The organism is Streptomyces sp. SAJ15, from assembly GCF_007595705.1.
GTDB lineage: Bacteria > Actinomycetota > Actinomycetes > Streptomycetales > Streptomycetaceae > Streptomyces.
This window is the reverse complement of record NZ_NISY01000006.1, coordinates 392,656-417,492: the sequence shown is the minus strand read 5'-3', so window position 1 is coordinate 417,492 and position 24,837 is coordinate 392,656. Positions and strand designations below refer to the sequence as shown.

The following is a 24,837-nucleotide window of genomic DNA, read 5'->3' as shown; positions in this document are numbered from 1 at the left end:
GGCTGCCGACGTCGCGCCCTACACCACGGCGTCCATCGCCGCGGTCGTCCTCGCCCACCCCGAGGTCGACTGGGAGCGGCTGCGCTCTCTGTCGATCGGGCACAGGTCTTGCAACGCATCGATCCTGGCCGTCCCGGCGGCAGTCCCGGCGTTTCCCTTCGCTTCTTCACCGCCGAGGGGGAACTGCCCGCGTGCGGCCATGGGACGGTCGCCGCCCTGGCCTTCCTGGCCGGGCGCACCGGGGGCGAGGGGTACCGGGCCACCCTCCGTGCGTCGGGGGGTACCTTCGACCGCACGGCGCCGCCCGTCAGGTCCACTGGTCCGGCTGGGCGGCACCGCGGAGGTCACGCGGGTCGTCCGCCTGCCGTAGGCGCCCCGCAGGCCGGTGCCCGCCGAGGCTCAGATCCACTTCCACACCGTAGTGGTCTGACGGGTACATCCCCTCCAGGGTGGGCGCGTTCCCCCGCAGCGCCGCCCGGGTCGCGCGGCACCCGTCCGTGCCGTGCGCACCCGCACGCAGCAGCACCCGGTCCAGCCGCGCGGCCCGGCCCGAGGGCGCGGAGGCCGCGGCCAGCGGGTTGACGCGGGGATCGAGCGTCGGCGTCCGGTCGCGTGGTCCGTGCACCTCGGTCCAGGCGTCCCACAGTCCGAGCGCCGCGGCCGGCCCGGCCGCACCGTCGCCACCGACGTTGAAGTCGCCGAGCAGGATCAGATCACCCTCGACACCGGCCAACCCCTCGGCGAGCTGGGTCAGTTCGGCCAGCCGCCGGTCCGGCCCGTCGTCGGAGCGGTCGCCGGTCAGGAGCGTGGTGGCCACCACGAGCGGGCCGGCGAGGGTGTCCACGACGATGGCGACCACGGCCCGCTGGGGGTTGAGGAGGTGCCACCCCGCCTCCCGCACGGGCAGCCGGCTGAGCAACAACAGCCCGCTGTCGGCGATGTCCCGGCCGACCGGGTCGGTGCTCAGGGTGTAGCCGGCGCGCACCCACCGGGTCCGCGACAACAGGGCGAGCAACTCGGGCTCCACGTCCTGGAGCGCGATGACGTCGACGTCGGCGTCGTCCAGGATCGCCAGCAGGAGGCGGCGGCGCCGGGCGAGGTCGATGCGCGCACCGCCGTACCGGTCCCCCAGCGTGTCCCACGTCAGCACGCGCAGACCGGCGACCGGTGACGCCGCCCCGGACGCGCGGTCCGCAGGACCCCACCCTGCCGCCGCGTCCCATACGTAGGGCGTCCTGGCAGCGAAGAACGGCGCTCGCAGGCGGCGCGTGTCCCGCACCCGCCCGGCGTCCGACGCGTCGATGCGGTCCGTACCCGTAGTGCGGTCCCACACCACCTCACCGTCCGCTTCGATGAAGAGCACGCGGTGCCACGGGATCTCGCCTCCGGGCACGAAGTCGGGCAGCGGGATCCGCACGGGTTCGGCCCGGCGCTCGGCGATCCCCAGCGCGAACCTGGCGGGATCGAACCGTGGGTCCCAGCAGACCCGGTGGTAGATCTCCTCGCTGGTGCGCATCACACCTCCTCCTCGCCCCGGGCACGGTCCGCCCCGCGAGGCGCCGGCCGGGCCCGGCGCACCCGAACCCCTGCGACACCACCGGGGGCGCCCTCGGCCGGCTTCGCCCGCCGGCGTGTCGGGGCCCGTTTCCACAGTGCCACGCGAGATGGCGATCTCCGCCGCCTTCACGGGTGTCCTCCATCGCCCTGGCCCCTCCCCCGAACTCCGCCGTCCGTCGCCCGCACTCGTTCGTGCGGCCGCCAGGCGATCGCACACCGTGACCGGACCTCTCCACGACGGCATGATCATCCACCGCCTCGGACCGCTCCCCACGGACACCCGCGCCCTTCGACCTAACGCGCTGCCGCGGCCACCGGGCGGCGGCGCAGCGCCCAAGCGGCGGCCAGTGCCGCGGAGGGTGCCGCGATCAGTACACACGCCCCTGTCACCAGGCCGAGCGGGCGCCAGGGCACGACCAGTGGCGCACCTGCCCCGAGCAGTGCCAAACCGGCGTGCATGGTCCCCAGTTGGACGGCGGCCACGGCGCAGCCCAGCGCCGACCCGACCGCCACCACCAACAGCGACTCGGTGGTCACCAGCCGTATCACCTGAGCCCGGGTGGCGCCGGCCAGGCGCAGCAGGGCCAGTTCACGGCGCCGGTCGGCGGTCGCCATCACGAGGGTGTTGGCGAGCGCGATGCCGGTGTAGGTCAGGGCGAGGCCCAGGACGAGGACGGTCCGCAGCCAGGCGACCCGGCTCGCGGCGGGGGCGGTGGCGGCCAGCCACTCCTCCCGGGTGGCGACCGTGCCGCCGAACCGGTGTGCGGCGGCGCGGAGCAGGTCGGGGGTGGTGGCGTCGGCCGTGGCGGTGAGTCTGATCTCGATGCGGTCGACGCGAGCGCCCGGGGCGTTGCGGGCGGTGACGTACAGCCCGTTGTCCCCCAGACCGTCGCGCAGGACGGCGGCCACCCGCAGGGTCGCCCGGCTGCCGTCCGCGCGCACCACCCGTACCGGGGCGCCGACGGTGGTCTGGCCCCACTCCTCGGGCAGCACGATGCCGTCGTCGTCCAGTGCGGACACCGAGCCCTTGAGCACGGGCAGTCGGGCGGTGGTCGCCAGGGCGGCCGGATCATCGGCCGTCCGGGCCTCTGACCTGACCACGGTGCCGTCCGCTTCGACCACCGAGAGCTCGGTGGGGGCGGAGGGGGAGACGGTGACGCCCGGGACGGCACGCAGCGCGGCGGCGAGGGCATCGGGGGAGGCGGTGTGCGGTACGGCGACGAAGTCCGCGGCGGTCCGCGAGCGGGCCTCGGCCGTGCGGGCGGCGCTCACCGTGTCCAGGGCCCCCGCCAGCGAGCCCGTCAGCGCCACCGACACCAGCACGGGCGCGGCGACGGCGCCCGTGCGGCGCAGCGCCGTCGAGGCGTTCTCCCGCACCAGCCGACCGGCGTACGAGGTCCAGCGGGCCGGCAGCCAGGCGAACGCGCGCAGCAGCGGGCGCGCCAGGACCGGGGCGAGCAGTCCGCACGCGGAGATCAGCACCATCGGCTGCACGGTGTACGTCTTGCGGTGGAGCAGGTCGGCGGGGTCGGTGACCAGGGCCTTGCCGATCAGGGCGGCGGCGGTGAGGAGCAGCCCCAGGCCCCAGAACCAGCGGCCGGCGGTCATCACCCCGGTGTCGAGGTCCGCGGTGCGCAGCGCGTCCAGCGGCCCGAGCCGGCCGGCGCGCCGGGCGGCCACCGCCGCCCCGGCCAGGGCCACCAGCAGGCCCGTCCAGAACGCGGCGTGCAGGGGCCAGCTCCGCTGCCCGAGGGTGAGGTCGGGCGGTGCCATGCCGACGTCCGCGAGCCAGCGCACCATCCGGGGGGCCGCGAGCCGGCCCAGTACGCAGCCGACGGCGGAGGCCACGACGCCGAGGACGAGGGCCTCGGCGAGGACGGTGCGCCGCACCTGGGCGCGGGTGGCGCCGGCCAGGCGCAGCAGGCCGAGTTCGCGCCGCCGCTGGGCCACCGTGTACGAGAAGGTGGAGGCGACGACGAACGCCGACACGAAGGCGCTCACGCCGCCCGCCGTGCCGAGCGCCGCCACCAGCGACACCACGGTCTCGTCGGCGGGCAGCGCCATCGCGGTGGCCAGCCCGAGCAGCATGACCGTCGTCATCGCGACGCCGAGCGCGAGGGCGGTGAACGCTCCGATGAGCGAGACCCAGCGGGCCCGGAGGGACTTCAGTGCAATCGGCAACATCCTCATGCCGCAACCCAACCGGCCGCGGGTGGGGTGGATCAGTGGGGCGGGGGCCACTGTGCAAGGTAGGGCCCGCTCTACCGTGCGCGGCGTGGGGCGGTGTCTAGGGTGGCTCGGGAGAGGGGGGCGGATGCGCGAGAACGGCGTCTGGCAAGAGCTGAAACGCCCGGGTTTCCTGTGGTCGGCGATACCGTGGCGGGCCGCCGGGTACCTGCTGCTGAGCGGGGCGGCCGGGGTGTTGCTCTGCGTGGGCTTGCTGGTGGCGGTCATCGTCGCCGGGGTGCTGGCGGTGGTGCTGGTGGGGCTGCCGCTGTTGGCGGGGCTGGCCCTGGTGGGGGTGCCGTTCGCGGCGTGGGAGCGGCGGCTGTTGCGGCTGTTGGACGGCGCGCCGGTGGCGGATCCGCATCGGCTGCCGACCCGCCCCGGGCTGTCGGCCTGGCTGCGGCTGCGCTACCGGGAGCAGGCGACCTGGCGGGAGTTGGGCTTCACCGTGCTGGCGGCGTTCGTGCTGTGGCCGGTGGACCTGGTCGTGGCGGGCTGTGCGCTGGTGGTGCCGGCGTACCTGCTGGCGGCGCTGCCGCTGCTGCTGGCCGACGGCGAGCAGGTGAACGTCCTGAAGCTGTGGGAGGTCCATTCGCCGGCCGTGGCGGGTGCGTTGGGGATCGCCGGTCTGCTGGCGCTGGCGCTGTCGGCCTATCCGCTGACGGCGGTGGCGGCGGGCCGGGCCGCGCTGGTGCGGCTGATGCTGTCGCCGGGAGGGCAGGAGCGGCGGATCGGTGAGCTGGTCAGCTCCCGGGCCAGGCTGGTGGACGCCTTCGAGGCGGAGCGGCGCCGGATCGAGCGCGATCTGCACGACGGCGCCCAACAGCGGCTGGTCGCCCTTTCGATGACGCTGGGGCTGGCCCGGTTGGACGCTCCGCCGGGCAGTGCGCTGGCCGCCCAGCTGGCCGCCGCGCACCGGGAGGCGGGCGAAGCCCTCCTGGGGCTGAGAGAGCTGATCAACGGCATCCACCCCCAGGTGCTCACGGATCGCGGCCTGCCGGACGCCTGCGCGGATGCCGCCGACCGCTCACCCGTACCCGTCGAGGTCCGGTTCGACCTGCCCGGACGACTGCCCCCGGCGGTCGAGTCGGCCGGCTACTTCGCGGTGTCCGAGGCGCTGGCCAACATCGCCAAGCACAGCGGTGCCGGGGCCGCCCGGATCGAGGGGCGCTACGCTGACGGACTGTTGACGATCGACGTGTCGGACGACGGGGGCGGCGGCGCCGACCCGGCAGGCGGTACCGGGCTCACCGGGCTGGCCGACCGGGTCTCGGTGGTGGACGGTTCGCTGACGGTGAGCAGCCCGCCCGGCGGACCGACCCTGCTGTGCGTGGAGATCCCTTGCACCCCACTGAGCCCGACCCGCTCCGCGTAGTCCTGGCCGAGGACGGTGTGCTGCTGCGCGAGGGGCTGATCGGTCTGCTCGCCCGCTTCGGCCACCGGGTGGTGGCCGCGGTGGGTGATGCCGAGGCCCTGCGCGCCGCCGTCGCCGAGCACGGGCCGGACATCGTGATCACCGATGTGCGGATGCCGCCGGGCCAGACCGACGAGGGGCTGCGCGCCGCCGTCGCCCTGCGCCAGCAGCGGCCGGGGCTACCGGTGCTGGTCCTCAGCCAGTACGTCCAACGCTCCTACGCAGCCGACCTGTTGGACTCGGGGAACGGCTCGGCCGTCGGTTATCTCCTCAAGGACCGGATCGGCCAGGTCGAGGACTTCCTGGCGGCGGTCGACACGGTGGCGGCCGGCGGCACCGTGGTCGACCAGGAGGTGGTGCGCCAGTTGCTGCGCCGACGCCGCGACCCGCTGGAGCGCCTCACCCCACGCGAGCGAGAGGTGCTGGCCCTCATGGCCGAGGGCCGGTCCAACGCGGCGATCTGCCGCGAGCTGGTGGTGTCGGACGCCGCGGTGAGCAAGCACATCGGCAACATCCTGATGAAGCTGGACCTGCCCCCGGCCGAGGAGACCCACCGCCGGGTGCTGGCGGTGCTGGAGTTCCTGCGGGCCTGAGCGGGACCGGCACGGCACTCCTCGTCCGATGAACGTCGCTGTCGGGGACAGCGGACCAGGCCCGTCACCGCGTCCTCGCGGCTGACCGCGCACCCGGTGCGCAGTGGCATCCGGGTGGGATCGAACAGCGGCACCGAGCGGGCCAGCGGGTCCGAGCGGGCCAACGGGTCCGGGTCGCCCAGCGGCGGCGCTGGCGGGCGGGGCGTGCGGGAGGGTTCCATCAGCGGCCACCTCCGTGTCGTCTGGTGTCGTGGCCGCTGGGGTCGCCAGCGGTAAGGGGAGGGTGGTGAGGGTGTGCGGGCGGACCGTGGCGCCGGGTGGGAGCAGCGGTCCGGTGGTGGGATGCCGGTCCAGCCAGGCGGTGTGCCAGGCGGTGTGCCAGCCGGCTACCGACGTGCCCACCACGTCGGCGCCGCCGGGTCGCCCCCGTGCGGCACGTCCTGTGGCCGCGCTCCGAGGGCGACCTCCACGGCGGCGAACGCCTGCCGCTCGGGCTTGATCGCGCCGGTGCCGGCCGAGGAGAAGACGCCGTCCAGCAGTTCCCGGAACGCGGCCGGTTCGGGGTCGGGCACCGAGGAGCCGAGGCAGTCGGTCAGGGCGAACAACGCGAAGCCCTGCTGTCTGAGTCGCGTCAGCGCGGGCACGTACGACCGGCCGAGCCGACCGCGCGGAAGAGCCGGCGGTACTGAGCACCGGCCTGGGGCGGGCTCTCGCCGCGCGCAACCTCGCCGGTCATCGGGTCCATCCGCTCGGCCCCGCTCTGCTGACCGTCACGCGGGACGCAGCTCACCCCCAAGCCCTCGCCGTACTGCTTGCCGACCGCCGCTGACTCCCCCGCCAGGCACCCGCCGCCGAGGACGAACTCCGGTGGGGCACCGGGCCGGCTGAGACAGCCGCAGCCTCGCTCGCGGTGGCTTTGGCCGCCGACGGGCCGGGAACGTACGCCCGCGTCCTCGCCTCGGGCGCGTCACCGCCGGCCTCACCCCCGACAGCGCCCAGCAGGTGCCCGACGCGCCGAACGCCCGCTCGACTTCGGCGGCTCCGCCGCTGCGGCGGGGCCGTGGCCTCGGGCACGGTTGGACGGGCATCGACGCCAGCCGCTGATTCGGCCTGGGGGCTCAGCTGTCCGGGGTCAGCTTCCGGTTGGTGCCGGACCGGCCGATGTCCAGGTCGAGGAGCGCAGTCAGGGTCGTGCCACTGTTCCAGAAGCCGAGGAGGTCGACGTCGACGAGGGCCAGGCCGTGGCGGGCGGCGAAGGCCCGAGCCTGCTTGGTGAACTTGCAGGAGGCGACGAAAAGCGGGACGTCCGCTTTGTGTTCGCTGCGAGCGGTGCCGTTGAACTTCTGCAGGTCCGGGCTGCCGACGGTGCGGTGCTTGGCGTAGCGCTTGCACTGGACCACGAGCTTCCGCCCGTCCGGCAGCCGACCCATCACATCGGCGCCCAGGTCGTTTGAGGCGCCAACCCGGCGGACCTCGGTGCAGCCGTCCCTGCGGCAGAGGTCCGCGACGTACTCCTCGAACTCCAGGGGGTCCATCGCCCAGACCGCTTCCATCGACCGCACGGCCTGGACCCGCGCCTCCTCCGCCAGCCGGGCTTTCTCCGCCTCGGCCTCGCGACGCCCGGCCCGGACCAGGCCCCCGACCAAGGCGCCCGCGCCCAAGACGGCTAACACCACCAGCATCACTGTGCCCGTTCCCATGCTCTCCCCTCCCGTGGTTCGGCTGTCCACCAGCGGTAGAACTCCCCACCCGAGAAACCGTCTATCCCGTGCGCGACAACGCCTCGCCGCGCACTCACGCCGGCGGAGCCCCCTTACCGGGGACGCGGATCCCCAGCAACCTGGGTCATGCCGGACACGCTTGCGGAGAACCCCGCCTCGCCTCCGGTGACTTGGAGGAGAGACGGGGCAAACCCGGGCTCCCGGCTCGGCGACGACGCGGCCGCCGTCGACCTGCTCAGAGGAAGACACGAGCGCGTCCGTCGAGTCCACCGGCGGGACGTACAGCAGGCACGCCGCAGGCACGGCGTGGGCAGGGCACACTTCGGGTCGCTGCGGCAGTTCGCCATCGCCGGCTCCAGCCGCCCCGACCACACCGTGGAGACACCTACCCTGCACGCCTGCCTACCTGCGGTGGCGCGACACCGACGCCCGCCACCGCGACGTCCTGGCCGCCGAGCGCAGGGAACGAGCCCGCATCCTCAGCGAGAGGGAGACCCGGCGGGGCGGACGCCTCGTCAACCGCGGCCTGACCCCACCCGGCGAACCAATGCGGTCACAGCGCCGAGCGGACCCGGTACACCTGCCCGGTCTGGGCGCCCTCGACCGAGCGGACGTAGGCCGTCGCCACGCGTGCCGCCGGGACCGCTTCCATGCCGGCGAAGAAGGGGCCGTATGCGGGCAGGGACTCCTCGGCCACGGTCGGACTCACCGCGTTGATCCGCTGGGGCGGCAGTTCGATGGCGGCAGCTCGTACGAACGCCTCCACCGCGCCGTTCGCCGCCGACGCGGCTGCCCCGGCCACGATCGGCTCCTCGGTGAGGATCCCGCTGATCAGCGTGAACGAGCCGTTCGCGGCCACGTGCCGGGCGCCTTGGCGGACCAGTTCCAGCTGGCTCAGCGCCTTGCCGCGGAACGTCGTCTCCAAGTCGCCCGCGGACAGTTCGCTCAGCGGCCGGAATACGGCGTCGCCCGCGGCGACCGCCACCGCGTCCAGCGAGCCGGCCGCCGTGTACAGCCGGGCCACCTCCTCCGGGTCGCTCACGTCGGCCACGAGGTCACCGCCCGAGCGGCCGACACCGATCACCTCGTGCCCGCGCGCCGCGAGTGCCTGGCGCACCGCACTGCCCAGCGTGCCGCCCGCTCCGACCAGAAGAATTCTCACAAGCCACCATCCATATCCAGGAGGAATCAGAGCCCGGGGAGATCGCCCCGGGGCCTTTGACGCTAGAGGCCGCGCCCACGGCCCCGGAAATGCCGTCTGGGCAGGGACTATGCTCCACACGCATGGATGATGTGGAACTGCGCCATCTCAGGGCCCTGGACGCGGTGGCCGAGGCGGGGACCATCACCGCCGCGGCGGCCCGGCTGCACATGACACAGCCCGCCCTCTCCCGCACACTCGCCCAGTTGGAGGCACGCGTCGGCGTCCGGCTCGTCGACCGCTCCTCCCGGCACCTGGCCCTGACCCCCGCCGGACAGACCCTCCTCGGGCACGGGCGGGCGATCCTCGCCCACCTGGACGCGGCCCTCGCCGACACCCGGACGATCTCCCGCCCCCTACGCCTGGGCTACACCTGTGCGGTACTCGGGCGGCAGACCGTCCCCCTACTCCGCTCCTGGCGCCGTACGCATCCGCACTCCCCACTCGAAGTGGTCCGGCGGGACAACAGCACCGCGGGCCTGGCCACCGGAGACACCGACGTGGCGGTGCTGCGCACCGTCCCGGCCGACCCGCGCATCCACGCAGAGGCGCTCTATACCGAGGACCGGGTCGCCGCTGTACCGGACGACCACCCGCTCGCGGACCGGGACCGAGTGCGGCTGGCCGAGCTCACCGCCGGCCCGGAGCTCCCGCTGGCCCTGTGGCCGGACACCGGTACCGCCTCACCGGACCTGTGGCCCCTGGAACGGCGCCCGGCCCGGACTGTCGAGGTGGCCAACGTGGACGAGTGGCTGAACCTCATCGCCATCGGTGGCGCGTTCGGTCTGGGCGCGGCGGGCACGGCGGAGAGCCACGGCCATCCGGGCGTCCGCTTCATCCCGGTATCCGACGCCCCCGCCACCACGGTCTACCTGGCCCGGCCCACCCACCCCACGCACCCGCGGACCGAGGAGTTCCTCGCGGTAGTCCGGGACGTGGTGAGCGCGTGGCCGGACTCCTGAAGAGTCCCGGCTCAGCGCGTTCGCGGTGTACGACGAGGCGTATCCGCTGCGCCGCCGGCACCCCGACACCCGGCCGCCCGCCGTCGACTCGTTCCCGGCCGTCCCGGCGGCGGCGGACGCCGCCGACCACATCGACTGGACCGTATCGGTCGACTCCACCATCGTCCGGGCCCACCAACACGCCGCCGGAGCACTCAAAAAGGGTGCGGCCCACTCCGGTGAGCCCACCGATCACGCGCTCGGACCCTCCCGCGGCGGGCTGAGCACCAAGGCCCACCTGGTCGCAGACGGCCACGCGCGGCCCCTCGCCTTCAGCGTCACCACAGGCCAGGCAGGTGACGCACCCGCCTTCGAGCCGGTGATGTCCCGCATCCGCGTGCCCCGCACAGGCCTGGGCAGGCCCCGGACACGGCCCCTGGCCGTTCCGGCCGACCGCGCGTATTCCTCACGTGCCATCCGCAGCCACCCGCGACGCCGGGGCATCCGTACGGCCATCCCGCAGCCGTTCGACCAGGCCGGCCACCGCCCGCGGCGAGGCCGACTCGCCGGAGCGATGCCGTCCGGGTGCGGGTTGAGCGAGGTCCAGAAGGAGAGTGCGGGAGCCGATGCCTCACGTGCTGGACAGCCGATTTCTCAAGCATGAACGAAAACCCCTTGACCAATGGTCAAGAAACGTTGACCATTTGGTGCATGCCTACCGATGATCTTCCCGAGACGTTCCACGTCACCACTGACGAGCAGCTACGCGCCGTCTCCAATCTCACGCGTCACCGGATCATGGCCGTGCTCCGCTTCGAGCCCGCGACGATCACGCAGATCGCCGAGCGAGTGGGCCTTGCGAAGGGGAGTTCCAGCTACCACGTGCGGCTGCTGGAGCGGGCCGGTCTGGTGAAGGTGGTACGAACGCGGAAGGTGCGGGGGGTCACCGAGCGGTACTACGCGATGGCCGCACGGGCGATCGTGCTGCCGGATCCGGGCGAGGGAGGTCCGGATGTGCTGATGCGGCATGCGGTGGCGGACCTGGAGGCAGCGCCGGCGAATGGCGAGCGGCACGTACGGATGGCGCATCTGCGGCTTACCGAGGAGCAGTTCGCGGAGCTGGGGGCGCGGCTGCAGGCACTGGCGGACGAGTACCGGGAGCTGTCCGATCCGTCGCTGCCGGACGCGTCACTCGTCTTCGCACTGTTCCACCCGGCACCGCGCAAGCAGGCCGAAGGGGACGCCAAGTGACCTCAGAAATCCAGAGGTTGCCGACCGGGTTCGGACGGCTGTGGACTGCGCAGACGGTGTCCTCGCTCGGTGACGGAGTGTCACATGCCGCCCTACCGCTGCTCGCGTTGACGTTGACGCGGGACCCGATGGCGCTCGCCGTCGTCACGGCCGCCGGAACGCTGCCCTGGCTGCTCTTCGGAGTGCTCGGCGGTGCGTTGGTGGACCGTTGGGACCGTCGGCGCACGATGTGGATCACGGACGTGGCGCGTGCGGTCCTGCTCGCGATACCGGCGGCAGCGGCCGCGCTCGACGTGCTGAGCATTCCACTGCTCGCGGCCGTCGCCTTCCTGCTCGGCCTCGGCGGACTCTTCTTCGACACGGCCGCCACGGCCTATCTGCCGGACCTGCTCGGTCGCGACCCCGCGCTGCTGGAGCGCGCCAACTCCCGTCTGCGCGGCACCCAGACCGCCGCGTCCGGCTTCGCGGGGCCACCCGCGGGCAGTGCCCTGCTCGCGCTGGGGCGCGCGGTTCCGCTGCTCGCCGACGCGGTGTCGTTCGCGCTCTCCGCACTGCTCGTGCGGTCGCTGCCTGCCGCACCCCGGCCCGTACCACAGGCCCGTGAGTCGCTGCTGCGGCAGGCGCGGGCCGGCGCCTCGTACGTGTTCCGGGATCAACTGCTGCTCGGGCTCGCGCTGCGTCCGGCGGTCGGGAACATCGCCTTCCTCGCCGTGGAGACCGTACTCGCCCTCTTCGCACACGATCGTCTCGGCATCGGCACCTTCGGATTCGGCCTCCTCCTCACGGCGGAGGCCACCGGCGGCCTGCTCGGCGCGGGCATCGCCTCCTTCCTCGGCCGACGACTCGGCACCGGCACAGCACTGACCTGCACGGCCGCAGTCGAGGGACTCGCCATCCTGGGCCTTGCCGTCGCCCCGAATCCGTACGTCGCCGGTCTCGCGCTCGCCATCTGCGGAGCGGGCATGGGCGCCACGATGGTGCTCGCCCCCTCCCTCCGGCAGGCGATCGTCCCCGCCCACCTGATGGGCCGGGTCGCCTCCACCTCCCGCATGCTCGCCATGTGCGCCGCCCCGTTCGGTGCCTTCCTCGGCGGCTGGCTGGCCACCGCCTATGACGTACGCACCCCGCTCTACGCCGCCGCCGGCCTCCTCCTCACCATGACCGCCGTCACCTCGACCATGACCAGCAACCGCCGAGTCGAGGCCGCGCTGCGTGCCGCCGCCCCGGCCGATGATCCAGATCACCCCGAATCCCGGGATCCCGTTCACGAGGGTGCCGTTTAGGGCTCCGCGAGGTCGTTGAGCCAGCGCTAAGCCCAGCTCGGCTGTCCTCGCCTCGGTCCCGGAGCGTCGGGCAGCCGGCCTCCACGGCAAGCAACGAGCGGCCCAGCGGACCGGGTGCGCCGCCGTCAATCCTCGTCGCCGCGTGAGAGAGGTGGACTCCTTGGCTTCGGGATACGCCTGGCGCTCCTGGCGCTCGGCGAGTGCCCGGTAGATGCCGGCCAGACCAGGGTTCTGGCCCTCGCGCTTGCCGGTGGGGATGACCACCCTTCCTTGCTGGAAGGGTGGTCTCACGCCTCGGACGGCGTTCCACTGCCCTGGCGCTGTCGCTGGCGGTGTTTGCGCATGGACACCTGAGAGCCGCAGCCAGTACTGCAGTACAGCCCTCCCCCATTGCGGGTGCGGTCGAAGAAACCGAAATGGCATGGGGGGTTCCGGCACGCCTTGATGCGCCCCCAGTCGCTGGTTTGCGCAAACGTCGTCACCGCAGCCAGTACGGTTCCGAACACGCGCGGCACCCCCGTCTGCGGCGAGGCCAGCTCTACACCGCCGGCCGTGACCACCGTCGCCAGCGGGTAGAGCGAACCCACACGTCGCAGGTGCCGCTCGGCACGCAGCAGCGGCTCACCCAGACTTTCCTCATCGCCCGAGTGCGCGAGCAGCACGGTCACCAGGGCATCACGCAGCTCGCGCGCGACCGCGGCGTCAGCGTCGGTCACCACGGTTTCGCCACCGAACTCGTCGCGCTCCGCCAGCCACGCCGCGAACGATTCCCCGTCCCCGAACAACTCTCGGCGACCCGATCCGTCCGCGCGCGTGTTCACGAACGCGAGAACGGTCTCCACCGTGGGCGTGACGGTGCGCGGGCTGGGCTTGGGGGATCCGGCTGCCGCATCGATCATCCTCCCACAATACATCAGCGTGAGCGGCGCTAATCCAGCTAGTGAGCAACCCCCAAGTCGATCTCACTTGACTCGTTGCGAGCTAACGACTTACGGTCGCAACATGAACGGAAGATCCAACCACCAGACCCACCTCCGCACATGGCTGATCACCGGCGCGACGTCCGGCATCGGCCGCGAACTGACGCTCCAGGCACTGGAGAACGGCGACGCCGTCTCGGCCCTCGCCCGCGACACCTCCTCCCTGGACGAACTGGCGCAAGCGCACGGTGAGCGCCTGCTTCTCCTCCAGGCGGACGTACGTGACGAGCGAGCCGTCCGGGACGCGGTGGAAGGCACGCTCGCACGGTTCGGCCGTATCGACGTCGTGGCCAACAACGCGGGATACGGACTCTTCGGAGCCGTTGAGGAGGCCTCCGACACGCAGGTCCGTGCCGTGTTCGACACCAATGTCTTCGGCGTGCTCAACGTGCTCCGCGCAACGCTGCCGGTGCTCCGCGCCCAGCGGTCCGGGCACATCCTTCAGGGCTCGTCGGTCTACGGGCAGTCCGCCCATCCCGGCGTGGGTCTGCTGGCCGCCACCAAGTACGCGGTCGAGGGACTGTCGGACGCGCTCGCGGCCGAGGTCGCACCGCTCGGCATCAAGGTCACGATCATCCAGCCCGGGATGACCGCGACCCCCTTCCTTGCCAACCTCGATGTCGCAGCCGGCCTGGGCGACTACGACCAGACCGTCCGCGAGGTTCAAAAGGGCATCGGAGAGCTGCCGGCGTCCGCGTTCTCCGCCGCGGCGCGGATCGCCGCAGGCATCCGGACCGCGGTCGACAGCCCCAACCCTCCGCTGCGCCTGGCTCTTGGCGCCTCCAGCGCGACGGGCATGCGCCCCGCTTTGGAGGCACGGATCGCAGACCTGGACAGCTGGCGGCATGTGACCGACGCCGTCGACAGCGAGTAAGCCACGCATCCCGCCGGGAACATGGTCATGGGGAGGGGCCCGGCCCTCCTTACCGCCCGGCCATGACCAGTGGGTCCGGGTCGAAGCCATGGCAGACGGCTTCGACACAGACCCCCGTACCACCACTGCTCCGCGCTCTCCCCGGCGGGCGGCGGCCGCGGTTCGTCCGCCCACTGGCCCGGGAGGGTCACAGCCGGGTGGAGGTCGATCCGGTTGCCCATGTCGAGCTCGAACCGGCCGTAGGGTTTGACATGGGTCCAGAACAGCGGGGACAGCGCGCGCCGATCGACGTCGCCGAGGCGCTCGACCCCCTTCGGCTCGGCCAGGATCTCCTGCAGCAGGGTGCTCACGTGGACCAGGGCGGCCTGCAACAGGTCCAGTGCGAGCATCGAGACCTCCTGACTCCCCCGGTCGGCCCCGGTCAGGTCCCCGTCCTTGCCGTAGAGCAGGTCGTGGTTGGCAAAGTTGGTTCTCCACCACCTACAGGCCCTCGTGGATCTCCCGCCGCAGTGCGGCCAAGGACCCCAGTCCGGTGTCCGACCAGTACTTTCAGTGCCGTCGTGCCGGGTCGCGGCTGAGCTGGGCCATGAGTGCGCGGATGGTCCAGCGGGCGGCGTTCAGCTCGTCGCTGACCCCGCGTCAGGTCACCGCGGTGATCGCCGCGGCCACCGTCTTCGTCGCCCTGACGGTCGCCGTGACCGGCACGGTCCTCGGGGTCTTCGCCGCCGAGTGGCTCATCGACCTCCAAGGACGTTCCAGTGGTATGGGGGCCGGCATCGCCCAAACGCCCGCCCCGGGCACCTGCTGCTGGTCGGCGCCGCCGCGCTGGTGGCCGCCGGCGCGCGGTCTCGGTCCTGCCCGCGGCCCGCACCGCGTCGTAAGATCGCCGACTCTGCCAGGGACGTGCTCTAGAGGCGGCGTCCGGCGGCGTCGCCGGTCGGCGCGCTGGGCGACGTCGGCAGTCGCAGGACCGAATGCCGGTATTCCGTGGGGGACATGCCGTACGCCGTGCGGAAGACCCGGCTGAAGTGTGCCGCGTCGGCGAAGCCCCACCGGCTGGCGATGGCGTGTACGGGGTGGGACCCCAGGAGGGGGTTGGCCAGGTCGCGGCGGCAGCGCTCCAGGCGGCAGCGGCGTATCCAGGCCGCCACCGTGGTGCCCTGTTCCTCGAACACCTTGTGCAGGTGGCGCAGGGAGATCCGGTGAGCCGCGGCGACGACCTTGGGGGACAGGGCCGGGTCGTCGAGGCGATGCTGGATGAACTCGCGGATCTGGAAGCACAGGACGTGCCTGCGGGACTCCGGCGTCGTCGCGACCACGGACCCCGTCTGGCGAGACAGCATCGCGGCGAGCAGGTCCACGACGACTGAGGACAAGGCGGGCGCGTCGGCTGATGTGAAGTCCCCGGCGCGCTTGGTGATGTCGGTGAGCCAGCGGGAGAACAGCGCCGCCAACCCGCCGCGGGTGGAGATCGGAACGGCCAGCAGCGATGCGGCCGTACTCGAAGGCAGGGGCATCATGGCGTGAGAGACCTGGACGACGACGCTTGCAGTGGTGTCCGGTGAGCAGGAGCGCCACATGTGGAAGGGGCGGCTGGTATCGGATATCACGACGTCCCCGGCCCCGAACACCGACTCACGCCCGGCATGGGAGAGCACTCCGTTGCCGCTGAGGACGAGTTCGACGAGGTACGCCTCCGGATCGGACTGCCGGATGTTCTTCGGCGTCCGGGCAGCTCGCACGGACGAGCCGGACACCGCGGCTACGCCCACGTCGCCCAGATCGACCACCCGGAGCGAAGCACGAAAGTCCTCCGCACGGTCCTCGGGCCGCGCAACCCTCTTCACCGACTGTGAGGTGAAGTCCAGCCACCGCTCGAACCGATCCTCCGCCGCCACGTCCTCGGTGCTGAACCCGGTCACCAACATGGCCCCACGCCCCCGTCCCTGAACCCGGCACACCCACAGCACTGAACATGGTGCACGGGTGGCTGCGGATGGGCGAGTGCGATTTCCGGTATTTCGCGGCCCGGCGGGCACGAACAGGCCGACGGGCCCTGGTCTCACCGCCAGGTTTGGTCGATGCCGTCAGCTGTGGCCCGCGTGGGTCCACTGTGGCGGACCCGGCACAGGATCACCCCCATGAGCCGGCCGAAGGGTATCGGTCCCATCTCGCGGGAGTCCCAGCTGTTCTCGCGGTTGTCGCCCAGGACGAAGACATGCCCGGGCGGCACGACGCTCGTGACGGCGGCCGGGGATGCGGCGAGGGCGTGCGGCAGCCGCTCGCCCGGAAGGGCCACGACACGCTTGACCATGCACGTGGGTACGGGGCGGCCTGGCATGATGTCGTCCGCGGCGGACGGGCATGCAGTCGGTTTCAGGCGGATCGCGACGACCGTTCCCCGGCGTACCAGGCGTATCGGCACCCTGGCGGCCAGTAGCCGGTCTCCGTCCCGGTAGGTGGGCAGCATGCTGAGTCCGCTCACGTCGAGCAGTACGCAGCGTCTGCGGACGACGAGCGCCGTCGGCAGGGTCAGGGCCGCGAGTACGGCGGCGGTCACCATCAGAGTGTGCACGAGGGGCTCCTCCGCGGGTCTTCGGCCGTTATGAGCCGTGGCGGGACATGAAGGGGGCACGGGGGGCGTCCCCGTCCGTGGTTTCCACGCCCTTCGTGGGCTCCGCGTCCTCTGTCCGGTCGCGGTAGCCGCGGGACTGGAGGGTGAACATCCGGTGGTAGGTCCCGCCGTGAGCGAGAAGCCGCTGGTGGTCGCCGAGTTCGGTGATCCGCCCGCCCTCCAGCACCGCGAGGGTGTCGGCGTCCTTGACGGCGCCCAGCCGGTGGGAGATGAGCACGCTGGTGCGCCCGGCGCGGCGGGCCCGCAGCCGCGTGTGGATCTCGTGTTCGGCGACCGCGTCGAGGCCCGAACTGGGTTCGTCCAGGATCAGCAGATCCGCGTCCGCGCGGAGGAACGACCGTGCGAGACCCATCCGCTGCCACTGCCCACCGGACAACTGGACGCCGACCTCGTTCTCGTCGTCACCGTCCCAGAAGGCGCGGCTCAGCAGGGTCGTGTAGCCATGCGGCAGCCGGGCGATGTCCTCGTGCAGACCCGCCAGCCGTGCCGCCTCCTCGCACCGCTGCGGAGCGTCGAGTGCGCTCAGCTCTCCGATGGCGATGTTCTCGCGCGCGGTGAGGTCGTAGCGCATCGGATCCTGGAAGGTGGCGGCGATGCGCGCCCTGAGTTCGGTGGGCGGGATGTCGCGGAGGTCGGTGCCGTCCCAGAGGATCCGGCCACGAGTGGGGTCGTAGAACCGGCAGAGCAGCTTGACCAGCGTGGACTTCCCGGAACCGTTGACCCCCACGAGCGCGATCGCCTTGCCCGCCTCGATCCGCAGACTGACGCCCCGCAACACCCACGGCAGTCCCTCCTCGTAGCGGAACCACACGTCCTGGAACTCGACGGCGTCGCGCAGGGGCCGGGCGGGGCGCGGGTACCGGGGAGCGGGGAGGTCGGGGCCGAGCCCGATGACGGTGACGTAGTGGTGGAACATCGCCAGCGCGTGATGAGCCTGCCCCAACTCTCCGGCCAGTCCGCCGATACCACTTTGAACCGCGGGTATCGCGGTCAGGAGCATGGAGACGTCGCCGACGGTCATGGCTCCCCGCGAGGCGCCCCTGACCGCCCACACCAGGGAGGCCCCGGCCAGAGCGGCCGAGGTGATCTGGAGTACGGACTGGATGCGCAGTTCCTTGCGGTCCAGCGCCTCCTGAAGCGCATCGGCCTTACGGCGTTCGGTCAGCATCCGCTCCCGCAGGAAGCGCCCGGCGTCGTAGAGCCTGATCTCCTTCGCGGCCTCCACGCCGGACAGCAGCGTCGCGTAGAAGATCTCCCGGCGTTCGGCGGGGCTGATGATCCAGAAGGTCTGGGCGCGCCGACGGCTGAGGGTGATCTCCGTCCAGAGCACGGGTACGCCGGACAGCGTCACAGCGACGGCCAGCAACGGATGGAGCACCGCGAGGGAACCGATGAAGCCGACGAGCAGGACGGTGCTGCGAGTGATGCCCGCCACTCCTTGGACCACCTGGAACGGGGCGAGTCCACCGGTCTCCCGGGCCAGTCTGAGCTGGTCGATGAACTCCGGGTTCTCGAAGCGGCGCAGACCCGCGAAGGTGTCGACCGAGGCATGCAGCCTCTCCTTGACCAGCAGACTGGTCGCCCGTGTCATCCGGGCCTGGAGGTAACCGGTGATCTGGGGGGCGATGGCCATGACCGCGCTGGTGACGGCGAGCGAGAACGCCGGACCGGTGAGCTCCCGCATGACGGCGCCGTCGGCGAGGCTGTCCAGAATGTCCTTGACCAGCCAGGTGAGTACGACCGGCGCGCCGGCCGAGAGCAGGGTCAGCGAGAGATGGCAGACCAGCACCCAGGGCGCGGCGCGGAACGCGAGACCGAGGGCCGGGCCCACCGCGCGGCCGGCCCGCTGCCGCCCGGGCGGGTCGGCGGGTGCGGGGCTCATGCCGACCCGACGGGCAGGGCGGTGAGGACGGCGTCTCCGACCGCCGCCACCGTGGGCGACGCACCGTCCGGGGCCGAGATGGTGAACTGGGACGGAAAGGCGTGCACTCCGAAGGCGGTCGTGCAGGGGCCCTCGGCGTCCTCCCTGACCACACGTGTGACGGCGGCGAGCTGTTCCGCCATGGTGTGCGCCTCCGCCTCCTCGTCCCGCCGGCCGCTCGACGTCACCACCACGGCGATCACCTGACGGCGGCCCTGGAGGGCGGCGGCCTGCTTGACGAAGACAGGCAGCTTGTGCCGGCACGGCGAGCAGCCTGGGGAGAAGAACGACACCACGGCACCGTCCCCGAGGTCCTTCTCGGTGAGCGGGGCGCCTTCGACGCACTGTGTCGCGAAGGTTCCCACGGCCGCTCCCACGGCGATGCCGCCTTCGTCGGCGGCGGCCGGACCGGAGGGATGGTCGCGGAGTCTGCGGAGAACGGCGAGCGTCAGCATCAGGTCCAGTGCGCACAGGGCAGCGACAGCCACGAGGGCTATGGCCAGGTAGACCATGGCGGGGCCTCTTCCGGTAGGAGGGTCAGGGACTACCGTTCTCACGGGCGGCGGGGCGCGGCCGCAGGAGCGACGCCAGTTCGTCCCCGACGACGAGGAGGAGAGCGGCCGTGGCACCGGACAGCCAGGCCGCGAACTGCCCCTGCCAGGACAGCTGGCCGGAACCCGGCAGCCCCGGGAGGGCCATGGCCACAGCCACGAGCAGCACGGCGTTACGTAGGAGTTGGGGTGGGCCGACAGGGCCCGCCGAGGCTCCGAAGCATCGGCAGGACACCGGCGATCCGGAGCGCAGCGCGCGGGCGACGGCGTAGGTGAACGCGCTCAGCAGGCCGGCCGCCGCCAACAGACCGGCACCTCGGAACCGCGGTGTGACCAGGAGGAGTGAGGTTACTGCCTCCGAGCCGACGATCGCCGCCGCCAAGGCGCCGGCCCGCCCGGCGGGTACCCGACCCAGGACCGCCACGGCGTCCGTGAAAGCGGTGAACGACGCGGCGTTCCGTGCCTTGCCGACGACGGCGGCTCCGAAGACGAGAACGAGCAGGGCCTGGCATGTTGCCGACACGAATTCCACAGGCTCTCCTGTGAGAGAGCCGTGGCCCGGCCCCGGCCGGAGCCGGCCCGGGCCACGGCGGCCATCCGGTGGTCTTACGAACAGCCGCAGAACAAGTACTGCCTTTCGCCGGTGCACGAATTGCGGCGCTGTGTGTACTCATAGAAGTTGGCGCACGGCTGATTCCGGATGCAGACGGGGTACCAGTAGCACGCGCCCGCCGTCTCCCGCGGCGCGAGGCGTTCCAGCATCCGGTCGGCGAGGCCACGCATGGTCTTCATCCTGCGCTATCCCTTCGTCAGGTGTGGTTCCGCTGGTTCCACGGGGCCCTGAACGGCGCTCTCGATGGTCCGTGGACGTACACACGAGGATGCTGAGCTTCGCGGTGGAAGTCCTTGACCATCCGCGCACAGTGCTTGTCGGTTCGGGCACGGAAGGGTGGGCCGGACGCCGGCTCAGGACGGCAGGTCCGCCAGCCGCCTCGGTCCAGTGGCGAGGAGCGGCGGTCCAGACGCTGTTCCAGGAGGTGCCGGGCGGCGTCGCAGCGACCTGTGACGACGGGGGCGTAGAGGAGGGTCTCTGCGACGACCTCGCGCTGGGCGGCGCTGCACCCGACGAGGCGCAGGCAGGGCAGACGCCGCTCAGGCCCCGTATCGGCAGTGGTCCAGCGCTGGTCGGCTGGCTCGCCGGCCGGGGCCCCTTTTGACGGGCTCCGGCGGCGTGCTGGTGGGCACGCACGATCGTGGAGTCGACCGCGACGACCCCATCGAGGTCGCTGTCCGCGTCCCCTTGGGCGAAGAGGGCGGTGAAGACCTTCTCTCAGGTTCCGTCGGTCGCCCACATCCGCAGCCGGTTGTGGGCACCCTTCCACGAGCCGAAGTGCTCGGGCAGGTCCATCCACGGAGTGCCCGTGCGGTGCTTGAACGCGATCGCGTCGACCACCTGACGATGGTCCCGCCACCGCCCACCCCGCCGGGGCGTCCGGTCCGGCAGCAACGGTTCGATGCGGGCCCACTGGGCGTCAGTCAACGACACACCAGACCAGCGATCGGATGATCTGAAAGAAACGGCTTAGTCCGTTCGAGTTGCGTTGCTCCCCAAGGGGCTGGAGCATCGAGTTACCGGCAGTACGCCCGTTCTCGGTTACGGCCCCGGATCAATGTCTCCCGGGGAAGTGAGGTGACCAGGGTGAGTACGCTCCCGAATGACGCGTATGAGGGCGATACGACAGCTGCTCCCTTCGCGGCGGCACATGTGAGCGTGGAGGCCGCGCGGAGCGACGCGGTTGGCGCCACAGTCCCCATGGCATCACTCTCCTCTCCGTTCTCCGACGGATTCGTCAGTGCGGAGGAGGCGGACAGGGATGCCTTGACGACGGCGGCCCTCCTCTCCGAGCTCGGCGATGAACGTTTCGAGGAGGCCCTGCAGGCACTGGTCGGCGAAGTCGCGGCCGCGCATCTGCGCGCAGCCACCCCGTGGTCGCCCGATGCCTCGGCGCCCGTGCTACCCGCGTCGGAGTTCGAGGGGTGGCTGGCCAGGCGGCTCTCCGAGGCCGACGATGTACTCGGCCGGCTCGGTGAGCGGTTCGCCGATCGCCCGGCGGACTCGCTGTCCGTCGAAGAGGTGGATACTGCCACTCAAGAGCTGCTCGAGCAGCGGGACCTTGAGTACCCGGCGATGCAGCAACTGTTCGGCAGCCTGGTCCGCAAGGTGGCCGGCATCGGCAAGGGCATCGCCAAGGCCGGACTGGCCGCGGTCGGGAAGGTGCTGCCAACCGGCGTGATCCTCGCGGCGTTGCGAAAGCTCCTCGATCCGCTGCTGCGATGGGTCCTGCGCAAGGCCACCAACCGGTTGCCGGTGAGTCTGCGCCCGGCCGCTTCAGCGCTGGCCAAGCGAGTGCTGCGTGAATCCGCGCCAGGTGATGGGGCGCAGGGCCCCCGTACCGATCTCGACTCGGTCGGAGAGGCGTCACACCGGTTCGACACCCAGCTCGCGGAGGTCGTGCTGGCGCCGAGCGACAGCGCGGCCGAGCAGACCGTGGCGGATGCCGTACAGGAGGCCGAATGGAGCGAGCATGACCCGGTCCAGGAGCTGGACGAGGCACGCGCCCGCCTCGTCGGCCAGCTCGCGGAGGCGGCGTCCGGTGAGCCGCCGGCCGCCCAGTTGCAGCAGTTCGTGCCCGCGGTCATGGCCGCGATGCCTGTGATACGGGCCGGTGTGGGCCTGATCGGCGGGCGCGAGCGAGTGGCCAGGTTCCTGGAGGCAGGGCTGGCGAAGCTCATCTCAGGCTATGTGGGGCCGGCCGCTGCGAAGGCACTCGCCAGGCCGATCGTGGATGTCGGCATGCGAGCGCTGCGGCTGGAGGCCGAGTCGGCGGAACTGCTCGGTGCCGAGGCGATGGTCGCCACGCTGGAGGACACCGTACGGCATGTGCTCTCCCTGCCGCAGGAGTCGCTGGACGAACCGCTGCGGGTCGAAGCGGAGCTGCAGGAGGCGTTCGCCGAGTCCGCCGCCCGGCACCTGCCGCGCGAGGTGTTGCGGGCCGATCTCCCCTCGGGCGCGAGGGCCGAGGCCCAAGACGGTGCCGTCTGGCTGTTCATGCCGAGGGCGACCCGGCCTTGCTTTCGGTACAAGAAGCTGAGCCGAGTGCTGCCGCTGTCGATCAGCCGCATACAGGCGGGCGAGATCCTGTTGCGGACCGGTGAGACCTTGGAGGGGCACCTCCTCGACGCCGGGGTACGGAGCTGGCCGGTAGAAGCGGACCTCCACCTGTACGAGACGCTCCCGGGCACCCACGCCGGGCACCTCGCGGCCTTCGAAGACGGAGCGTCGGCCGAGGACTTCGAGGAGTTCACCCCGGAGGCCGCCGCGCTGCTCGTGGGGCGACCGGGCATGGGCCGTCGGGTGCCGACGTGGCAGCCCGGCGGCGGGCCGCCGAGGCGGCTGTTCCGCCTTGTCGTACCAGGAGTTCCCCGGCGTCGCAGGCGGACCTCCCGATTCGTCGTGCGCATCGATCCGACGGCTGCCAAGCCATTGCTGCGGGTGCACTTCCGGCTCGGTGAGCGAGAGGCCCATGAGCTCACCGGCCATCTGGCCGGGGCGGCCATGAGACAGGTGGTCGTATGCATACGCGCGGCCCTGAGCCCCGCAGCCCGGCGCGGCCTCGCCCGCCGTCTCGCCAAGGGGTCGGAGCGGCTGCCCGGCGGGGCCTTCCCCGCTGAGCGAGCCGGCGCGCTGGCCGAGCACATCAGCGAGGCGATCCTCAGCACACTCGCCAAAGAGCTGCCGAAAGCGGCGGCGACGGTGCGTACGGCCGCACAGGACCCGGCATCCGGCCTCACCCTGTCGTTCACGTTCTCCTTCGCCGACAAGGGCAGCCTGAAGTCCGGGATGCCGGAGGCGGCGCCGACGCTCACGATCAGACCCGGGTACCGCAGTGACTGAGACCGCGGTCCGCGACCAGCTCGCCTTGGAAATCGCCCACTGGCGCCAGGCAGCGGACGCGCTCGCCGACCTCGAGGTAGTGGCGAGCGCGGACGCATGGGCCGGGTTGGAGAGCTACACCCGGCTCCGACTGCGCGACCGGCTGCTCGCCGTCGTCGGCACCCTGCGGGGCGAGGCATCCGATCTGCACGCCGCGCTGGCCGCCGAGGGAGATCCCGCCGAACTGCGTCGCCGACTGCTTCGCCTACGGGAGCGGTACGTTCAGGCGGAGACCTTGATCGATTTCTTCGCCGATGCGGTCAACTCCCGCACCAGCACCAGACTCTCGGCATTGTTGCGCGGGCTCGATACCGTGGCAGCCGACAGCATGGACAACGTGCTGCGCCCACTTGGCATACAACCGCCGCCCATACTCGTGTACTTGGACAAGGGAATGGGTGCGGCAATAATGCGCGCCGGTATAGGACTCTTCAACAACAGTCATCCCTCGCCGGTCGCGGCAATCAAACTGACACGCCATAACCTCGGGCACCCTACGGCACTTTTCCATGAGACGGGCCATCAAGTCGGCCATGCGACCGGTTGGTCGGCCGAACTCGCCGATTCCCTGTGGAATCTTCTTGTCCGTCGCTCACGCGAGCTGGCGGAGGTTTGGCGCTCCTGGGCCGGTGAAGTCGTCGGCGATGTCCACGCGTTCGCTTTGGCCGGCTGGGCACCGGTTCCCGCATTGGCTCATGTGGTGGACGGCACTTCGACCGCCGTGTACCGCATGCCTCCGGGGGATCCTCACCCGTTCCCCGTGATCAGAGTGTTGCTCAACACAGCTCTCTGCCAGGGGTGGTTCGGCCGTAACGGCCCGTGGACCACGCTCGCCAGAACGTGGTGCGAACGGCACCCGCCGACGGGATCCGATGGCGCGCACTGGATCGCAAGAGCCAGCATCGGTGCGCTGGGGGACATTGTCGAGGCGTGCACCCGCCGTCCGATGGAAGCGTTCGGTGGACGCCCGCTGTGTGCGCTGGCCAATCCGCTGCTGGCATCGCCGAAGGCGCTCGCCGAACTCGCCGAGCGGGCCGGACCCTCGCTGCTGACTTCGCAGTACCTGGCCCGCCGCGAATCCGTCCGGATTCTTGCGGCGCTGGTCACCCGTGCGGTCCTTGACCCATCCGCCGCAGCTGCCTGTCGGCGCCGACTGCAGGACTGGCTCGTCGCCCTGGGCGCCGGGCAGTCGGCTCGATCAGCCTGGGTCGCAAGTGGAGAAAGGAGGGACCATGGCTAAGACGAAGAAGGCATCCAGCGCTGTGACCACGCAGCAGATCCTCGACGCGCTCAAGGGCCTGACCGACACCGTCTCGAACCAGGCGGTGATCAATGAACGCAAGCCGTCAGCTGAACAGGCCCGCGTCATCCTCGACTACGGCGTCCTCACCGGGCTCCTCGAACTGGAGGGGAAGCGCGTCGCGCTGGTGGCCATGAAGCGGACTCACGACAACGCGATCGAATTCCCAGAAGGCGTCCCGGCGGGAGCGGTGAAAGTCGCGGCTACCTCGGAGGGAGGCGAATCCGAAACTGTCAGAATCAAGAAGAATCGAGCGCAGCTGACCAAGGTGTCAAAAGAGAAGTCACTGATCCGTGTCGAACTACAAAGGGGGGATGGCGTTCCTGTCGGACTGGGTCGGCGATTGCCCCCCGCGCCACCACCTCCCCCCGGAATTCCTCGCAAGCCCTGAGGAG

At 71.6% G+C, this 24,837-nt stretch carries 21 protein-coding genes and 3 pseudogenes; 11 read left to right on the top strand and 13 right to left on the bottom strand.

Annotation, left to right across the window (positions count from 1 at the left end):
* Positions 1–307: 307 nt before the first annotated feature.
* Together CD790_RS18790 and CD790_RS18785 are read right to left on the bottom strand one after the other, a co-directional pair.
* Positions 308–1,516: an RNA repair domain-containing protein gene (locus CD790_RS18790; RefSeq protein ID WP_186319102.1), complete on the bottom strand. Its 1,209-nt coding sequence runs from the start codon at positions 1,514–1,516 to the stop codon at positions 308–310.
* A 335-nt stretch (positions 1,517–1,851) separates the two neighbouring features.
* Positions 1,852–3,747: an FtsX-like permease family protein gene (locus tag CD790_RS18785; RefSeq protein ID WP_144384424.1), complete on the bottom strand. Its 1,896-nt coding sequence runs from the start codon at positions 3,745–3,747 to the stop codon at positions 1,852–1,854.
* A 124-nt stretch (positions 3,748–3,871) separates the two neighbouring features.
* On the opposite strand from CD790_RS18785, the gene CD790_RS18780 reads away from it, so the two are divergent.
* Together CD790_RS18780 and CD790_RS18775 are read left to right on the top strand one after the other, a co-directional pair.
* Complete coding sequence (locus tag CD790_RS18780; RefSeq protein WP_144384423.1) at positions 3,872–5,158, top strand: sensor histidine kinase; 1,287 nt, start codon at positions 3,872–3,874, stop codon at positions 5,156–5,158.
* Entirely contained in the window at positions 5,125–5,790 is a 666-nt protein-coding gene (locus CD790_RS18775; RefSeq protein WP_144384422.1) for a response regulator transcription factor, read from the top strand. Before CD790_RS18780 ends, CD790_RS18775 begins: the two co-directional genes overlap by 34 nt.
* 386 nt (positions 5,791–6,176) lie before the next feature.
* On the opposite strand, the gene CD790_RS18770 is transcribed toward CD790_RS18775, so the two are convergent.
* Positions 6,177–6,434: a hypothetical protein gene (locus CD790_RS18770; protein WP_144384421.1), complete on the bottom strand. Its 258-nt coding sequence runs from the start codon at positions 6,432–6,434 to the stop codon at positions 6,177–6,179.
* 474 nt (positions 6,435–6,908) lie between these two features.
* Positions 6,909–7,490, bottom strand: coding sequence for a restriction endonuclease (locus CD790_RS18765; RefSeq protein ID WP_144384420.1), 582 nt, complete (start codon positions 7,488–7,490; stop codon positions 6,909–6,911).
* A 336-nt stretch (positions 7,491–7,826) separates the two neighbouring features.
* On the opposite strand from CD790_RS18765, the pseudogene CD790_RS35920 reads away from it, so the two are divergent.
* A pseudogene (locus tag CD790_RS35920) lies at positions 7,827–8,022 on the top strand (IS630 family transposase); the annotation flags it as partial.
* A gap of 42 nt (positions 8,023–8,064) precedes the next feature.
* On the opposite strand, the gene CD790_RS18755 reads toward CD790_RS35920, so the two are convergent.
* The gene (locus tag CD790_RS18755) at positions 8,065–8,673 is read right to left on the bottom strand and encodes a short chain dehydrogenase (protein WP_144384419.1); all 609 of its coding nucleotides are present in this window, start codon (positions 8,671–8,673) and stop codon (positions 8,065–8,067) included.
* A 122-nt stretch (positions 8,674–8,795) separates the two neighbouring features.
* On the opposite strand from CD790_RS18755, the gene CD790_RS18750 reads away from it, so the two are divergent.
* The 4 genes and pseudogenes from CD790_RS18750 (at position 8,796) to CD790_RS18735 (ending at position 12,187) form a co-directional block, all read left to right on the top strand.
* Positions 8,796–9,674, top strand: a complete 879-nt coding sequence (locus CD790_RS18750) for a LysR family transcriptional regulator (protein ID WP_144384418.1) — start codon at positions 8,796–8,798, stop codon at positions 9,672–9,674.
* Between the two features lie 91 nt (positions 9,675–9,765).
* Positions 9,766–10,236 (top strand): annotated as a pseudogene (locus CD790_RS18745) (transposase); the annotation flags it as partial.
* Positions 10,237–10,364: 128 nt separating this feature from the next.
* The gene (locus CD790_RS18740) at positions 10,365–10,904 is read left to right on the top strand and encodes a transcriptional regulator (RefSeq protein ID WP_144384417.1); all 540 of its coding nucleotides are present in this window, start codon (positions 10,365–10,367) and stop codon (positions 10,902–10,904) included.
* A 17-nt stretch (positions 10,905–10,921) separates the two neighbouring features.
* Positions 10,922–12,187 carry an MFS transporter gene (locus tag CD790_RS18735; RefSeq protein WP_399217821.1) on the top strand — a complete coding sequence of 422 codons (1,266 nt, stop codon included), beginning with the start codon at positions 10,922–10,924 and terminating at the stop codon, positions 12,185–12,187.
* Positions 12,188–12,474: 287 nt separating this feature from the next.
* On the opposite strand, the gene CD790_RS18730 is transcribed toward CD790_RS18735, so the two are convergent.
* Positions 12,475–13,086, bottom strand: a complete 612-nt coding sequence (locus tag CD790_RS18730; protein ID WP_260867688.1) for a CGNR zinc finger domain-containing protein — start codon at positions 13,084–13,086, stop codon at positions 12,475–12,477.
* Between the two features lie 103 nt (positions 13,087–13,189).
* On the opposite strand from CD790_RS18730, the gene CD790_RS18725 reads away from it, so the two are divergent.
* Positions 13,190–14,041 (top strand): SDR family NAD(P)-dependent oxidoreductase, encoded by an 852-nt coding sequence (locus tag CD790_RS18725; RefSeq protein ID WP_144384414.1) that lies wholly within the window; start codon positions 13,190–13,192, stop codon positions 14,039–14,041.
* Positions 14,042–14,331: 290 nt separating this feature from the next.
* Here the strand turns inward: CD790_RS18725 and CD790_RS35915 are convergent.
* The 7 genes and pseudogenes from CD790_RS35915 to CD790_RS18690 form a co-directional block, all read right to left on the bottom strand.
* Positions 14,332–14,466, bottom strand: a pseudogene (locus tag CD790_RS35915) (hypothetical protein); the annotation flags it as partial.
* Between the two features lie 483 nt (positions 14,467–14,949).
* Positions 14,950–15,969 carry a helix-turn-helix domain-containing protein gene (locus CD790_RS18715; RefSeq protein WP_144384413.1) on the bottom strand — a complete coding sequence of 340 codons (1,020 nt, stop codon included), beginning with the start codon at positions 15,967–15,969 and terminating at the stop codon, positions 14,950–14,952.
* Positions 15,970–16,103: 134 nt separating this feature from the next.
* Positions 16,104–16,616 carry a S26 family signal peptidase gene (locus CD790_RS18710; RefSeq protein ID WP_144384412.1) on the bottom strand — a complete coding sequence of 171 codons (513 nt, stop codon included), beginning with the start codon at positions 16,614–16,616 and terminating at the stop codon, positions 16,104–16,106.
* A gap of 28 nt (positions 16,617–16,644) precedes the next feature.
* Positions 16,645–18,558 (bottom strand): ABC transporter ATP-binding protein, encoded by a 1,914-nt coding sequence (locus CD790_RS18705; RefSeq protein WP_144384411.1) that lies wholly within the window; start codon positions 18,556–18,558, stop codon positions 16,645–16,647.
* Positions 18,555–19,109 (bottom strand): redoxin domain-containing protein, encoded by a 555-nt coding sequence (locus CD790_RS18700; protein WP_144384410.1) that lies wholly within the window; start codon positions 19,107–19,109, stop codon positions 18,555–18,557. The genes CD790_RS18705 and CD790_RS18700 overlap by 4 nt, the downstream gene beginning before the upstream one ends.
* Positions 19,110–19,134: 25 nt before the next feature.
* Positions 19,135–19,671, bottom strand: a complete 537-nt coding sequence (locus CD790_RS18695) for a MauE/DoxX family redox-associated membrane protein (RefSeq protein ID WP_144384409.1) — start codon at positions 19,669–19,671, stop codon at positions 19,135–19,137.
* Between the two features lie 807 nt (positions 19,672–20,478).
* The gene (locus tag CD790_RS18690) at positions 20,479–20,694 is read right to left on the bottom strand and encodes a transposase (RefSeq protein ID WP_144384408.1); all 216 of its coding nucleotides are present in this window, start codon (positions 20,692–20,694) and stop codon (positions 20,479–20,481) included.
* Between the two features lie 267 nt (positions 20,695–20,961).
* Here CD790_RS18690 and CD790_RS18685 point away from each other — a divergent pair, with 267 nt between their 5' ends.
* Genes CD790_RS18685 through CD790_RS18675 form a run of 3 tightly spaced genes read left to right on the top strand, consistent with a single transcriptional unit; the run spans position 20,962 to position 24,833 of the window.
* Entirely contained in the window at positions 20,962–23,103 is a 2,142-nt protein-coding gene (locus CD790_RS18685) for a hypothetical protein (RefSeq protein WP_144384407.1), read from the top strand.
* Positions 23,096–24,382, top strand: a complete 1,287-nt coding sequence (locus tag CD790_RS18680) for a hypothetical protein (RefSeq protein WP_144384406.1) — start codon at positions 23,096–23,098, stop codon at positions 24,380–24,382. The genes CD790_RS18685 and CD790_RS18680 overlap by 8 nt, the downstream gene beginning before the upstream one ends.
* Complete coding sequence (locus tag CD790_RS18675) at positions 24,375–24,833, top strand: hypothetical protein (RefSeq protein ID WP_144384405.1); 459 nt, start codon at positions 24,375–24,377, stop codon at positions 24,831–24,833. The genes CD790_RS18680 and CD790_RS18675 overlap by 8 nt, the downstream gene beginning before the upstream one ends.
* The last annotated feature ends 4 nt before the right edge of the window (positions 24,834–24,837 follow it).